This window comes from Streptomyces sp. NPDC014995 (genome assembly GCF_043080745.1).
Classification (GTDB): domain Bacteria; phylum Actinomycetota; class Actinomycetes; order Streptomycetales; family Streptomycetaceae; genus Streptomyces.
The window spans coordinates 434,264-447,522 of record NZ_JBIBVX010000001.1 but is presented as its reverse complement, the minus strand read 5'-3'; the positions used below and the strand labels follow the sequence as shown (position 1 = coordinate 447,522).

Sequence of the window (13,259 nt, the reverse complement as noted above, 5' to 3'; positions counted from 1 at the left end):
GCACTCGGTTGTTGTACGGCGCGATGAAGGTTTCCGTCGGGGGGCCACTGAAGATGATCTTCAGGCCCTGGGTGGAAGGCCTCGAGAACGTTCCCGCCGAGGGCCCCGCGATCCTGGCGAGCAACCACCTGTCCTTCTCGGACTCGTTCTTCCTGCCCGCGGTCCTCGACCGCAAGGTCACCTTCATCGCGAAGGCCGAGTACTTCACCACGCCCGGCGTGAAGGGCCGGCTGACGGCGGCATTCTTCAAGGGCGTCGGCCAGCTCCCGGTGGACCGTTCCGGCGCGCGCGGCGCGGGCGAGGCCGCGATCAGGAGCGGGATAGAGGTGCTGGAGCGCGGTGAGCTGTTCGGCATCTACCCGGAGGGCACCCGCTCGCCCGACGGCCGCCTCTACCGCGGCAAGCCCGGCGGTCTCGCGCGCGTGGCGCTCGCCACCGGCGCGCCGGTGATCCCCGTCGCCATGATCGACACCGAGAAGATCCAGCCGCCCGGCAAGGTGATGCCCAAGGTGATGCGCCCCGGCATCCGCATCGGCAAGCCGCTGGACTTCAGCCGCTACCACGGCATGGACCACGACCGCTTCGTGCTCCGCGCGGTGACCGACGAGGTCATGTACGAGATCATGAAGCTCTCCGGCCAGGAGTACGTCGACATGTACGCGACCGCCGCCAAGCGGCAGATCGCGGAGGCGGCGAAGGCCGAGAAGGAGGCCGGAAAGGCCGCCAGGGAAGCGGAGAAGGCCGCGCAGGCGGCGCTCGCGCAGGCCGAGAGGGACCAGGCGAAGAAGGAGCAGTCCGAGTCCTAGGCTGTCCGGGCCGAGGGGGCGGGACGAGGGGGGTGGGGGAGATGGCCAGGCGCGAGAGAGTCATGCGGATGTCGGTCGAGCTGCCGCTGTGGCGGGCGCTGACCGCCTACCGGGTGCTGACCATGCTGTACGCGGTCGGCCTGTTCGTCTCCGCCTACGAGGACTACGACCGGCCCGGCATCGCCATCGCCTACTACGCCGTGCTGTGCGTCTGGACGCTCGCCACCCTGCCCCGCGTGCAGAACGCGACCACCTGCACCAAGCGCTTCCTCGCCGCCGACCTCGCCGTCGCCCTCATCGGCATCGTCCTCACCCCGCTCGTCGTCAACGACCAGCACATCCTGGCCGGCGGCCCCACCCTGCCGTCGATATGGACCGCCGGCTCGGTCCTCGCGTACGCCATCAAGGGTGGCTGGCGCTGGGCCGCGTTCGCCTCCACCCCGGTCGCCGTCGCCAACCTCATCGAACGCGGCCACCCCGCCCGCGACACCGTCCACAACGTGATCCTCGTCTGGGTCGCCTCCATCGCCATCGGCTACGTCGTCGAGGTCGCCCGCGCCTCCGAGCGCACCCTCGCCCGGGCCCTGGAGATCGAGGCCGCGACCCGGGAACGGGAGCGGCTCGCCCGGGACATCCACGACAGCGTCCTCCAGGTGCTGGCCATGGTGCAGCGGCGGGGCGCCGTCATCGGCGGTGAGGCGGCCGAGCTGGGCCGGATGGCCGGCGAGCAGGAGGTGGCGCTGCGCACGCTGGTCTCCGGTGGTCTGGTGCCGGTCTCCCGGGTGTCGGAGGACGAGGCCGAGGGGGCCGTCGTACGCGCCGTGGAGGTGCCCGAGGACGGCGAGGACGACGGTGGCCCCGTGGACCTGCGCTCGCTGCTCGCCCCCTTCGCCGCCGCCCGGGTCAGCCTCGCCGAGCCCGGCGCCCCGGTGCTGCTGCCGCCGGCCGCCGCCCGGGAGCTGGCCGCGGCCGTCGGGGCGGCGCTGGACAACGTGCGCCGGCACGCGGGCGAGGAGGCCCAGGCCTGGATCCTGGTCGAGGACGAGCCCGACGCGGTGATCGTCTCCGTACGGGACGACGGACCCGGCATCCCGGAGGGTCGGCTCGCGCAGGCCGAGGGCGAGGGACGGCTCGGGGTCGCGCTGTCGATCCGGGGCCGGCTGCGCGACCTCGGCGGCAGCGCCGAGCTGATCTCCATGCCGGGGCAGGGCACCGAGGTCGAACTGACCGTGCCGAAGAAGGACATGAAGGACCCACGGGGGAAGGCGGACACACGATGAGCGCAGAGCGGGACCCGATCAAGGTCATGGTGGTCGACGACCACCCGATGTGGCGCGACGCCGTCGCCCGCGACCTCGCCGAGTCCGGCTTCGACGTGGTCGCCACCGCCGGCGACGGCGAGCAGGCCGTGCGGCGCGCCAAGGCCACCACGCCCGACGTGCTCGTCCTGGACCTGAACCTGCCCGCCAAGCCGGGCGTCCAGGTCTGCAAGGAGGTCGTCGCCGCGAACCCCGCCCTGCGCGTCCTCGTCCTCTCCGCGAGCGGTGAGCACGCCGACGTGCTGGAGGCGGTGAAGTCCGGAGCGACCGGCTACCTGCTGAAGTCGGCCTCCACGGAGGAGCTGTTGGACGCCGTGCGCCGCACGGCCGTCGGCGACCCGGTGTTCACCCCCGGGCTCGCCGGCCTGGTCCTCGGCGAGTACCGCCGTCTCGCCTCCGAACCCGCGCCCGCCGCCGGCACCGACGAGCCGAACGCGCCCCGGCTGACCGACCGCGAGACCGAGGTGCTGCGCCTGGTCGCCAAGGGCCTGAGCTACAAGCAGATCGCCGAACGCCTCGTCATCTCCCACCGCACGGTGCAGAACCACGTCCAGAACACCCTCGGCAAGCTCCAGCTGCACAACCGCGTGGAACTCGTCCGCTACGCGATAGAGCGCGGCCTCGACGACGAGTAACGCCCCTGCCCTTCACCGTCGTTGGACCTGCCCGCCCCCGCCCCCGCCTCCGCGCCCCGGACCACGACGACGCGCACCTCTTCGTCGGGCAACCGCGGCATCCCCGCCCCGCGCGGCCGCACCGTCCCGGGCCTCCGTGGCTTCGACACCGCGGCCGGTACCGCCGTCTTCGGCCGAACCCCCGGGGCGGGGTCATATATTCGGCCCACAGCCCTACGAAAGCCCATAGGCCTACGAAACGGGAGCGGCCATGGAGATCCTCGCCTTCGGCGTCCAGGCGGACGAGAAGCCCCTGATCGAGCGGGCGTTCATCCCTCCCCACGAGGTCCGCTGTCTGGACGTCTTCCTCACCGAGGACACCGTCCCCATCGCCGCCGGCCACGAGGCGATCTCCACCAGTGTCAACGCCGACCTCGGCGCGAACGTCCTGGAGGCGCTCGCGGCCGGCGGCACCCGGATGATCGCCCAGCGCTCCACCGGCTTCAACAACATCGACCTGGACGTGGCCGAGCGGCTCGGCATGACGATCGCCCGGGTCTCCTCCTACTCGCCGTACTCCGTCGCCGAGTTCGCGTGGACCCTCGCCATGGCGGTCAACCGCCGGGTCGTGCGGGCCTCCACCCGCACCCGTGACTTCGACTTCCGCCTCGACGGACTGATGGGCCGCGACCTGCACGGCCGCACGGTCGGCGTCCTCGGCACCGGCAAGATCGGCGAGGCGTTCACCCGGATCGCCCACGGCTTCGGCATGCGCCTGCTCGGCTGGGACATCGCCGAGAACCCCGCGTGCGCCGAACTCGGCATGAGGTACGTCCCCAAGGAGCAGCTCCTGGTCGAGTCCGACCTGATCAGCCTGCACCTGCCGCTGATGCCGGAGACCCAGCACCTCATCGACGCGACCGCCCTGAAGTCCATGAAGGACGACGCGATCCTGGTCAACTCCAGCCGCGGCGGCCTGATCGACACCGCGGCCCTCGTCGCGGAGCTGCGCGAGGGCCGCTTCACGGGCGTCGGCCTGGACGTCTACGAGGCGGAGGCGGGCCTGTTCTTCCTCGACAAGTCCCTCGAGGCCATCTCGGACGACACCCTCGCCCGCCTGGTCACCTTCCCGAACGTCCTGGTCACCTCCCACCAGGCGTACTACACCGAGGACGCCGTCGCCCAGATCGTCGACGCCACGGTGAAGAACGTCCTGGACTACAACGCGGGCCGCCGCTCGGAGAACGTGCTGGTGCCGCGCAGCTGACCCACCAGCTCCCGCACGACGGCCGCCCCGTCCAGCGTGAGCACCGACTCCGGATGGAACTGCACGCCCGCGAACCCCGGACCGCGCAGGGCGTGCACCTCCCCGTTCGCCGCCCGGCTCACCTCCACCCCGTGCGCCGCCAGCTCCGCCAGGGCGTCGTCGTCGCACCGCGCCACGAAGCTGTTGTAGAAGCCGACGGTCTCCGGCCGCCCGAACAGGTCGATCACCGTCTGCGCCCCCTGGTACGGCACCTCCTTCCGTACGATGTCCAGCCCCAGCTCCGCCGCGATCAGCTCGTGTCCGAGGCAGACGCCCAGCACCCCGTGCCGGTGCTCCCGGATCACCCGCGCGGTCAGCTCCCGCAGGAACGACATCTTGGGATCGTCCAGATCGCACGGGTCACCGGGACCGGGGCCCAGGACCACCGGACCCTCGTGCGCGAGGACCGCCTCCCGCAGCCCCGGCTCGTCGAACCGCCGGACGGACACCTCCAGCCCGCTCGACCGCAGCACATGCGCCAGCATCGCCGTGAAGGTGTCCTCGCCGTCGACCACGAGGGCGTGCCCGCTCAGCTCGTTCGACCGCTCCTGCATCCGCAGCCAGAACGGCGCCAGCGAGGCCCGCCGCCCGTCCAGCGCGGCCCGCACGCGCGGGTCGTCGGCCAGCCGGGGGCGCGTGTTCTCCTCCCGTGGCCGTCCCGGCCGCACCCCGAGCGCGGCCAGTACCCCCGCCGCCTTCGCGTGCGTCTCCGCGACCTCGCCGGCCGGGTCGGAGCCACGCACCAGGGTGGCCCCGACCGGCACCCGCAGCCGTCCGGCCGCGTCGATGTCGGCGGTGCGGATGAGGATGGGGGAGTCGAGGGTCTGGGCGCCGCCCGAGTCCGTCCCGAGGAGCGCCAGGGCACCGGCGTAGTACCCGCGCCCGCCGGTTTCGTGCCGCTCGATCACCCGGCAGGCGTTCTGCACGGGCGAGCCGGTGACGGTCGCGGCGAACAGGGTCTCCCTCAGCACCTCCCGCACGTCCAGCGAGGACTTCCCGCGCAGTTCGTACTCGGTGTGCGCGAGGTGGGCCATCTCCTTCAGCCGCGGCCCGATCACCACCCCGCCCATGTCGCCGACGGTGCACATCATCTTGAGCTCCTCGTCGACGACCATCGACAGCTCCTCGATCTCCTTGCCGTCGGCGAGGAAGTCCAGCAGGTGCCCGGGCGTCGGGCCGTCGGCCGGATAGCGGTACGTCCCGCTGATCGGGTTCATCACGACGGTCCCGCCGGACATCCGCACATGCACCTCGGGGCTGGCGCCGACCAGCGTGCGGTCCCCGGTGTGCACGACGAACGTCCAGTACGCGCCCCGCTCGCCCTCCAGCAGCCGCCGGAACAGGGCGAGCGCGTCCGCCCTGGAGAAGCCGGAGATCCCTCCCTCGTACGTCCGCCGGATGACGAAGTTGGCGCCCTCGCCCCGCCCGATCTCGTCCCGCAGCACACGGCCGACGATCCGCGCGTACTCCTCGTCGCCGATGTCGAAGCCGCCGCCCTCGACGCGCACCTCGTGCGCGGGGAGCTGCTCCAGCGCCTCGGCGAGCGGGATCTCGTACCGCTCCTCGGGGGCCAGGAAGGTGAGCGGCGTGCCGTCGTCGCGGACGTCGAAGCCGCGCTCGCGGATCTGGCGGAACGGGACCAGGGCGAGGCCCTCGTCGGGGAGGTCGGCGAGGCGGTCGTAGGCGGCGACCGGGCCGAGGAGCAGCTCGACGGTGGCCTCGCTCTCGGCGGAGCGGCCCGGCATGCGGCGGCGCAGCAGGGCGAACGGGCGGGGATCGTCCAGCAGGTCGATCAGATGCATGGGTCCGTGTCCTTCTCGCTGGGAGGTGAGGAGGAACGGCCCGCGCCCGGAAACACCGAAGGCCGCCCCTCGGGCGGCCTTCGCGAAGTCTTGCGTACGCGCAGTCAGTGGGCCGCCGGATGAGCGGTCCACCACCAGTTCTGGGTCGAAAGCGCGAACATGCGACGCACCCTACCGCACACGTCCCGCGTCCACAGGTGAGCGCGCGTCCGTCTCACCTGTCGAGCCGCGGGGAGATCACTCGACCCGACCCCGTAGTGTTGGGGGGTGACCGTGAACGCTAAGACCAGCGCGAGCGCTGGCAACACCTGGCGAAACCTGCCCGCGGCGCAGCAGCCCGAGTACCCCGACACCGAGGCTCTGCGCGCAGTGATCGCGGACCTCGAGTCGTATCCGCCGCTCGTCTTCGCGGGCGAGTGCGACCAGCTGCGCGCCCGGATGGCGGCCGTCGCCAAGGGCGAGGCGTTCCTCCTTCAGGGCGGCGACTGCGCCGAGGCCTTCGACGCGGTGTCCGCGGACCACATCCGCAACAAGCTCAAGACGCTGCTCCAGATGGGCGCCGTCCTGACGTACGCGGCGTCCGTGCCCGTGGTGAAGGTCGGCCGTATCGCCGGCCAGTACTCCAAGCCGCGCTCCAAGCCGACCGAGACCCGCGACGGCGTGACGCTCCCGACCTACCGGGGCGACTCCGTCAACGGCTTCGACTTCACCGAGGCGGCCCGCGTCCCGGACCCCGAGCGGCTGAAGCGGATGTACCACGCGTCCGCCTCCACGCTGAACCTGGTGCGCGCCTTCACCACCGGCGGCTACGCCGACCTGCGCCAGGTGCACGCCTGGAACCAGGACTTCGTGAAGTCGTCCCCGTCCGGCCAGCGCTACGAGCAGCTCGCCCGCGAGATCGACAACGCGCTGAACTTCATGCACGCCTGCGGGACCGACCCGGAGGAGTTCAAGACCGTCGAGTTCTACTCCTCGCACGAGGCGCTGCTGCTCGACTACGAGTCGGCGCTCACGCGCGTGGACTCCCGCACCGGGCAGCTGTACGACGTCTCCGCGCACATGGTGTGGATCGGTGAGCGCACCCGGCAGCTGGACCACGCGCACATCGAGTTCGCCTCGAAGATCCGCAACCCGGTCGGCATCAAGCTCGGCCCGACGACGACGGCCGAGGAGGCGCTGCAGTACATCGAGCGCCTCGACCCGGACCGTGAGCCGGGCCGGCTGACCTTCATCGTGCGCATGGGCGCCGACAAGGTCCGCGACAAGCTGCCCGAGCTGGTCGAGAAGGTCACCGCCTCGGGCGCGACCGTGGCCTGGGTGACCGACCCGATGCACGGCAACACCTTCGAGGCCGCCTCCGGTCACAAGACCCGTCGCTTCGACGACGTGCTGGACGAGGTCAAGGGCTTCTTCGAGGTCCACAAGGCCCTCGGCACCCACCCGGGCGGCATCCACGTCGAGCTGACCGGTGACGACGTCACCGAGTGCGTGGGCGGCGGCGACGAGATCTTCGTCGACGACCTGCACCAGCGCTACGAGACGGCCTGCGACCCGCGGCTGAACCGCAGCCAGTCGCTGGACCTGGCCTTCCTCGTCGCGGAGATGTACAGGGACCAGTGACGGGCTCACCTGTTACCGGGGCATGAAGTGGGGCGCGGATCACATACGATCCGCGCCCCACTCCACTTTTGCGGCCACTGAGCGCCGGGTAAGGTTAGGTTAGCCTTATCGATCTCGGCGGGGAGGTGAACCGCGTGTACGTCTGCAGCTGCTTCGGTGTGACCGAAGCGCAGGTCCGACAGCACGCGGACAACGGGGCCTGTACGCCCCGGCAGATCGCCTCCGCCTGCAAGGCCGGCACGGACTGCGGTTCCTGCGTCCGCCGTATCCAGGCGATCCTCGGCCGGGGCGCGTGTCCGCGCCGCGAGCTCGCCGACCAGGGCAAGCCGGTCCTCACCGGATTCGAAGAGCTCGAGGAACTCGAGGAAGCCGCGTAGCCGAGGAAGCCGCGTGGCTCAGCTCTCCGGCTGCTCGATCAGCTGCGCGAGGTACAGCGACTCACCGAGCTTCTCCAGCAGGTCCAGCTGGGTGTCGAGGTAGTCGATGTGGTGCTCCTCGTCCTCGAGGATCGACTCGAAGATGTTCGCGGACGTGATGTCGCCCTTCTCGCGCATCACCTTGATCCCTCGCCTGAGGCGGTCGATGGCCTCGACCTCGACCTGCCGGTCGGCCTCGAACATCTCCTTGACCGTCTGTCCCACCCGCACATGGAACAGTCGCTGGTAGTTCGGCAGGCCCTCCAGGAACAGGATCCGGTCGGTGAGGACCTCGGCGTGCTTCATCTCGTCGAACGACTCGTGCCGCGTGTACTTGGCGAGCTTCGTCCAGCCGAAGTTCTCCTGCATCTTGGCGTGGAGGAAGTACTGGTTGATGGCGGTGAGCTCGCCGGTGAGCTGCTCGTTGAGGAACTCGATGACCTCGGGGTCGCCCTGCATCGCAGAGGCTCCTTCCACGTGGGGATTCGGGGAGGTTGCCGCCGCATGATTGCACCGGGTGTCGAAGATCGTCCAGTAAGTGCGTACTTAGTAAGTTAGTCCATGCTTAGTCGGAGTTGCCCGATTCTGGACATGCCTGGTCATCCGCATCGCCCCGGGTCTGTCAGGATGGAGTCATGGGTCATCCGGTGGAGCGAGAACCAGGAGAAGCAGCAGTGTCCGAGCTTCCGCCGGGGCAGCGACTGCAGCGGGGCTGGCCGGTCACACACTACGGTCCGGTGCCCAAGTTCCGGGCCGAGCGCTGGGAGTTCAGGGTATTCGGCGCCACCGCCGACGGCGAGAAGCACTGCTGGACCCACGAGGAATTCACCAGCCTTCCTCACACCACCGTCGTGGCCGATCTGCACTGCGTGACGAAGTTCAGCATGCTCGGCGCCGAGTGGGGCGGGATCCCGGCCCGCACCATCCTGGAGATCGCGCCGCCCGCGGACGATGTCACCCATGTGATGGTGTGGGCGGAGTACGGCTTCAGCTCCAATCTGCGCCTGTCGGACTTCGCCTCCGACCGCACCATCTTCGCCACCCACAAGGACGGCGAACTGCTCACGGCGGAACACGGTTTCCCCCTGCGCCTGGTCGTCCCCCACCTGTACGCCTGGAAGGGCCCGAAGTGGGTCCGCGGCGTCGAGTACATGACGACGGACCGCCGCGGCTTCTGGGAGGAGCGCGGCTACCACAACGTCGGCGACCCCTGGAAGGAACAGCGGTACTCGTACCAGGAGGAGCCCGGGGAAGGCCCCGAGCTCTGACTCCTCGCGCGGGCGGCCCCGGCGTTCTCAGCCGTCCCGCGTTCTCAGCGTCCCGGCGTTTCTCAGCCGTCCCGGAGTTTCTTCAGCCGCTCCACGTCCGCCGCGTGTCCCTCCTTGCCGCCGGGCGTCTCGATGATCAGCGGGACGCCCGCGGTCGCCGGGTGGGTCATCAGGGCACGGAACGGGTCCTCGCCGATGTGGCCGGCGCCGATGTTCTCGTGCCGGTCCTTGTGGGCGCCGACCACGTCCTTGGAGTCGTTGGCGTGGATCAGCTTCAGCCGGCCCGCACCGACCGTGTCCACCAGCAGATCGAGGGTCTGGTGCATGCCGGCGGGTCCGGTCAGGTCGTGCCCGGCGGCGAAGACGTGGCAGGTGTCGAGGCACACCCCGAGCTTCGGATGGGCGTCCAGCGCCTCGAAGTACGGCCCGAAGTCCCAGGTCCGGGAACAGAGCGAGGAACCCTGACCGGCGGTGGACTCCAGCAGCAGAAACGGATCGTCGTCGTGGGTCAGCTCGTCCAGCAGCGGCAGCAGGTACTCGCGGACCTGTTTCAGCGCCACGGACCGCTCCCGCCCGCCCGTCGCGCTCCCGGTGTGCACCACCACGCCCAGCGCGCCGATCTCCCGCCCGCGGCGCAGCGAGTGCCGCAGCGACTCCACCGACCGCTCGACCGTGGCCTCGGTGTGCGAGCCGAAGTTGATCAGGTACGGCGCGTGCACGTACGCCGGGATCGACTCCGCCGCGCACGCCTCCCGGAACGCCTCGTCCTGCCGCGGGTTCCCGGCCGGGGTGGCCCAGCCGCGCGGGTTGGCGACGAAGACCTGGACCGTCTCGGCCTTGAGGTCATGGGCGTACGACAGCCCCACCGAGTGCAGACCGCCGGCCACGGGGACGTGGCCGCCGACGGGGTTGCGGGAGGGGAAGGGGTGCTGGTGACTCACCCGTTCAGGGTGTCATGCCGCGCTGGGCGGCCGGTCACCGGATGCCGCGCCGGGCGGCCGGTGACGGGAAGGTGGGGGGAGCGGCCGGTCACCGGATGGTGATGGTGATCGTCGACCCCTTGGGCGCGGTCTCGCCGCCCTCCACGGACTGGCTCTTCACCGTGTCACCGAACAGCCCCAGCAGCCCCCGGTCCTCCTTGACCCCGAAGCCGGACTCCTCCAGCAGCTTCTTCGCGTCGTCCACGCTCGCGCCCACCACGTCCGGGACCTCGACCATCTCCGGGCCCTTGGACAGCGTCAGCGTCACCGTGTCACCCTCGGCGGCCTGCTTCTGCGGGCCCGGTGACTGGGCGGCGACCCGGCCCTTGTCGTACTCGGAGTTGATCCTCTCGGCGGAGATCTTCACCTTCAGGCCGGCCTCCTCCAGCTCGGCCCTGGCGTCGGCCGGGTCGTCGCCGGTGACGTCCGGGACGTCGACCGGGCTGCCCTTGCTGACGACGAGGGAGACCGCCGTGCCCGCGCGCCGCTCCGTGCCCGCCTCGGGGTCGCTGCTGATCACGGCACCCTTGGCGACTTCTTCGCTGAACGCCTCCGTGACCACCCCCGGCTCCAGCCCGTCCTCCTTCAGCTGTGCCTTGGCCTTGGCCAGCCGGGTGCCCTTCAGGTAGGGCACCTTCACGGTCTCGGGGCCGTCGGAGACGACGAGGGCCACGGTGTCGTTCTTGCGGATGCGGGCGCCCGGCTCCGGGTCGGTGCTGATCACCGTGCCGCGCTTGACGGTGTCGCTGTACCGGTGCTTGATCGCGCCGACTTCGAGCCCGGCCGCCTCCAGCCGCTGCTCGGCCCGCGCCTGGGTCTGCGTCAGCACCGCCGGCACCTTGGTGAACTGGCCGGAGTTGATGTACCAGACGCCCGCGCCGAGACCGAGCACCAGCAGGACGGCGGTGACGATCGCGAGCAGCCCGCGGCGGGGCGGTCCGGAACGGCGCCGGGGCGGCAGCGGAGGCTCCGCCTCGAACCGGGAGGTCTGGTTCAGCGCGTCCCCGCCCGCGGGTTCCTCGTCCTCGTTGACCGGCAGCGGCCGGGGCACGGTCAGTGAGCGGGGAATCACACTCGTGCGGTCCCCGGCGTTGTCGTGCTCCGCGGAGCGGGCCTGCGGCGGCAGTGCGTCCAACTGCTCCTCGCCCAGCGCGGCACGCGCCTCCCGCGCCTGCGCGAGCAGGGCCACGGCGTCGTACGGCCGGACGTCGGGGGTGCGGGCGGTGGCCGAGGCGACCAGGTCGTCCAGCTCGTACGGCAGACCGGGCACGGCGGCCGAGGGCGGGGGCACGTCCTCGTGCAGGTGCTTGTACAGCACGATGGCGGGGGAGTCCCCGTCGTGCGGCTTGTCCCCGGTGAGCATCTCGTAGAGCACGACCCCGCACGCGTACACGTCCACGCGCGCGTCCGAGGTGCCCTGCTCGAGCTGCTCGGGCGCGAGATACGCGACGGTGCCGAGGACGGCACCGGTGGTGCTGGTGACGGTGTCCACGGACCGCACGAGCCCGAAGTCGGCGACCTTGACCCGTCCGTCGTCCCCTATCAGCACGTTCTCGGGCTTCATGTCCCGGTGCACGAACCCGGCCCGGTGCGCGGCACCGAGCGCGGCGAGCACCGGCTCCAGAATGTCCAGCGCGGCCCGCGGCTGCAGCGCCCCGCGCTCGCGCAGCACGTCCCGCAGGGTGCAGCCGGCGACGTACTCCATGGCGAGGTAGACGTACGACCCGTCCGTCCCCTGGTCGAACACCTGCACGACATTCGGGTGCGCCAGGCGCGCGACGGACTTCGCCTCCCGGATGAAGCGCTCCACGAACGAGGCGTCGGTCGCGAGCGTCGGGTGCATCACCTTGAGCGCGAGGACCCGGTCGAGTCGGGTGTCCACGGCCCGGTAGACCGTGGCCATGCCGCCGACCGCGATCCGCGCGTCCACGCGATAACGCCCGTCGAGCACCTGCCCGACCAGAGGGTCCTGAAGGGTCGTGTCCACGCACGCGAGTGTACGAGCCCCCACGGACACCCCCACCTCGTCCACCCTGATCGGCGCGGGACTGCAGCGGAGCTGTGACTTGGGGCGGGTGGCGCGAGGCGGGCGCCGCGGGGTGGGGAGGAGGAGCCGGGGCGGGTTGTGTACCGAGGGGAGCGTGCCAGGGCTGCCCTGCGCTCCTGCGCAGCGGAGCGCGACAGGGCTGTCGCCGGGCAGGGCGCGCGCCGTGCGCGGCTGGCGGGAGCACGACACGGCTGTCGGGCAGCACGGCGTGGCAGCCGCGTGGCACGGCGCGGGAGCCGCCGATGGTGTTCCGCCCTCCGGGGGAGGGGGCCGGGGCGCCGGGTCAGAACGCGGGACGCTCCGGGTCCAGCGCCGCCAGGCCCTCCGCGGGAGACGACGCCTCGGCGAAGTGACGACGCGGAATCCGACCCGCCAGCCGGGCCAGCCTCCCCGCCTCCACGCCCGCCCGCATGGCCAGCGCCATCCGCTCGGGGTCCTGCGCCCGCGTCACCGCCGACGCCAGCATCACCCCCGCACACCCCAGCTCCATCGCCAGTGCCACATCCGACGCCGTACCGGCCCCCGCGTCCAGGATCACCGGCACGCGCGCGTGCTCGACGATCAGCTGGAAGTTGTGCGGGTTGCGGATCCCGAGCCCCGATCCGATCGGCGACCCCAGCGGCATCACCGCCGCACACCCCACGTCCTCCAGCTTCCGCGCCAGCACGGGATCGTCGTTGGTGTACGGCAACACCGTGAACCCGTCGTCGACCAGCGTCTCGGCGGCGTCGAGCAGCTCGACCGGGTCCGGCAGCAGGGTCCGCTCGTCGGCGATGACCTCCAGCTTGACCAGATCCGTCCCCAACGCCTCCCGCGCGAGGCGCGCCGTCAGGACGGCCTCCCCGGCGGTGAAGCACCCCGCCGTGTTCGGCAGCACCCGGATCCCGAGCCGCTCCAGCACCGACAGCACGGACCCGTGCACCGAGGGGTCGACCCGCCGCATCGCGACGGTGGTCAGCTCGGTCCCGGAGGCGACCAGCGCCCGCTCCAGCACGTCCAGGCTGGGCGCACCGCCCGTACCCATGATCAGACGGGACGAGAAGGTCGTACCGCCGAGGACGAAGGGATCGTCGGCCATGGC

13 protein-coding genes are annotated in these 13,259 nt (G+C 71.2%); 7 read left to right on the top strand and 6 right to left on the bottom strand.

The window, feature by feature from the left end:
* Positions 1-23 precede the first annotated feature (23 nt).
* From ACF1A1_RS02030 to ACF1A1_RS02015, 4 genes are all read left to right on the top strand, one after another.
* The gene (locus ACF1A1_RS02030) at positions 24-806 is read left to right on the top strand and encodes a lysophospholipid acyltransferase family protein (protein ID WP_391644438.1); all 783 of its coding nucleotides are present in this window, start codon (positions 24-26) and stop codon (positions 804-806) included.
* A gap of 41 nt (positions 807-847) precedes the next feature.
* Complete coding sequence (macS, locus tag ACF1A1_RS02025) at positions 848-2,086, top strand: MacS family sensor histidine kinase (protein ID WP_391644436.1); 1,239 nt, start codon at positions 848-850, stop codon at positions 2,084-2,086.
* Entirely contained in the window at positions 2,083-2,760 is a 678-nt protein-coding gene (locus tag ACF1A1_RS02020; RefSeq protein ID WP_391644434.1) for a response regulator, read from the top strand. The genes macS and ACF1A1_RS02020 overlap by 4 nt, the downstream gene beginning before the upstream one ends.
* A gap of 250 nt (positions 2,761-3,010) precedes the next feature.
* A complete protein-coding gene (locus tag ACF1A1_RS02015) occupies positions 3,011-4,006 on the top strand; it encodes a 2-hydroxyacid dehydrogenase (protein ID WP_391644432.1) in 996 nt (331 codons plus the stop codon).
* Here the strand turns inward: ACF1A1_RS02015 and ACF1A1_RS02010 are convergent.
* Together ACF1A1_RS02010 and ACF1A1_RS02005 are read right to left on the bottom strand one after the other, a co-directional pair.
* Positions 3,958-5,847 carry an anthranilate synthase family protein gene (locus tag ACF1A1_RS02010; protein ID WP_391644430.1) on the bottom strand — a complete coding sequence of 630 codons (1,890 nt, stop codon included), beginning with the start codon at positions 5,845-5,847 and terminating at the stop codon, positions 3,958-3,960. The two genes, ACF1A1_RS02015 and ACF1A1_RS02010, sit on opposite strands and share 49 nt — an antisense overlap.
* A 104-nt stretch (positions 5,848-5,951) precedes the next feature.
* Positions 5,952-6,008, bottom strand: coding sequence for a trp operon leader peptide (locus tag ACF1A1_RS02005; protein WP_078912442.1), 57 nt, complete (start codon positions 6,006-6,008; stop codon positions 5,952-5,954).
* A gap of 106 nt (positions 6,009-6,114) precedes the next feature.
* Here ACF1A1_RS02005 and ACF1A1_RS02000 point away from each other — a divergent pair, with 106 nt between their 5' ends.
* Positions 6,115-7,467, top strand: coding sequence for a class II 3-deoxy-7-phosphoheptulonate synthase (locus ACF1A1_RS02000; RefSeq protein WP_391644428.1), 1,353 nt, complete (start codon positions 6,115-6,117; stop codon positions 7,465-7,467).
* A 125-nt stretch (positions 7,468-7,592) separates the two neighbouring features.
* Entirely contained in the window at positions 7,593-7,844 is a 252-nt protein-coding gene (locus ACF1A1_RS01995; protein ID WP_391644426.1) for a bacterioferritin-associated ferredoxin, read from the top strand.
* Between the two features lie 18 nt (positions 7,845-7,862).
* Here the strand turns inward: ACF1A1_RS01995 and bfr are convergent, their stop codons facing one another.
* The gene (bfr, locus tag ACF1A1_RS01990; RefSeq protein ID WP_391644424.1) at positions 7,863-8,342 is read right to left on the bottom strand and encodes a bacterioferritin; all 480 of its coding nucleotides are present in this window, start codon (positions 8,340-8,342) and stop codon (positions 7,863-7,865) included.
* Between the two features lie 176 nt (positions 8,343-8,518).
* Between bfr and ACF1A1_RS01985 the strand changes: the two genes are divergently transcribed.
* Positions 8,519-9,151: a sulfite oxidase-like oxidoreductase gene (locus ACF1A1_RS01985; protein WP_391644422.1), complete on the top strand. Its 633-nt coding sequence runs from the start codon at positions 8,519-8,521 to the stop codon at positions 9,149-9,151.
* A 62-nt stretch (positions 9,152-9,213) separates the two neighbouring features.
* Here ACF1A1_RS01985 and ACF1A1_RS01980 read toward each other — a convergent pair whose 3' ends face one another.
* From ACF1A1_RS01980 to ACF1A1_RS01970, 3 genes are all read right to left on the bottom strand, one after another.
* Complete coding sequence (locus tag ACF1A1_RS01980) at positions 9,214-10,092, bottom strand: deoxyribonuclease IV (RefSeq protein WP_391644420.1); 879 nt, start codon at positions 10,090-10,092, stop codon at positions 9,214-9,216.
* Positions 10,093-10,180: 88 nt separating this feature from the next.
* The gene (gene pknB, locus ACF1A1_RS01975) at positions 10,181-12,118 is read right to left on the bottom strand and encodes a Stk1 family PASTA domain-containing Ser/Thr kinase (protein ID WP_391644418.1); all 1,938 of its coding nucleotides are present in this window, start codon (positions 12,116-12,118) and stop codon (positions 10,181-10,183) included.
* Between the two features lie 343 nt (positions 12,119-12,461).
* Entirely contained in the window at positions 12,462-13,256 is a 795-nt protein-coding gene (locus ACF1A1_RS01970) for a thiazole synthase (protein WP_391644416.1), read from the bottom strand.
* Positions 13,257-13,259 lie beyond the last annotated feature (3 nt).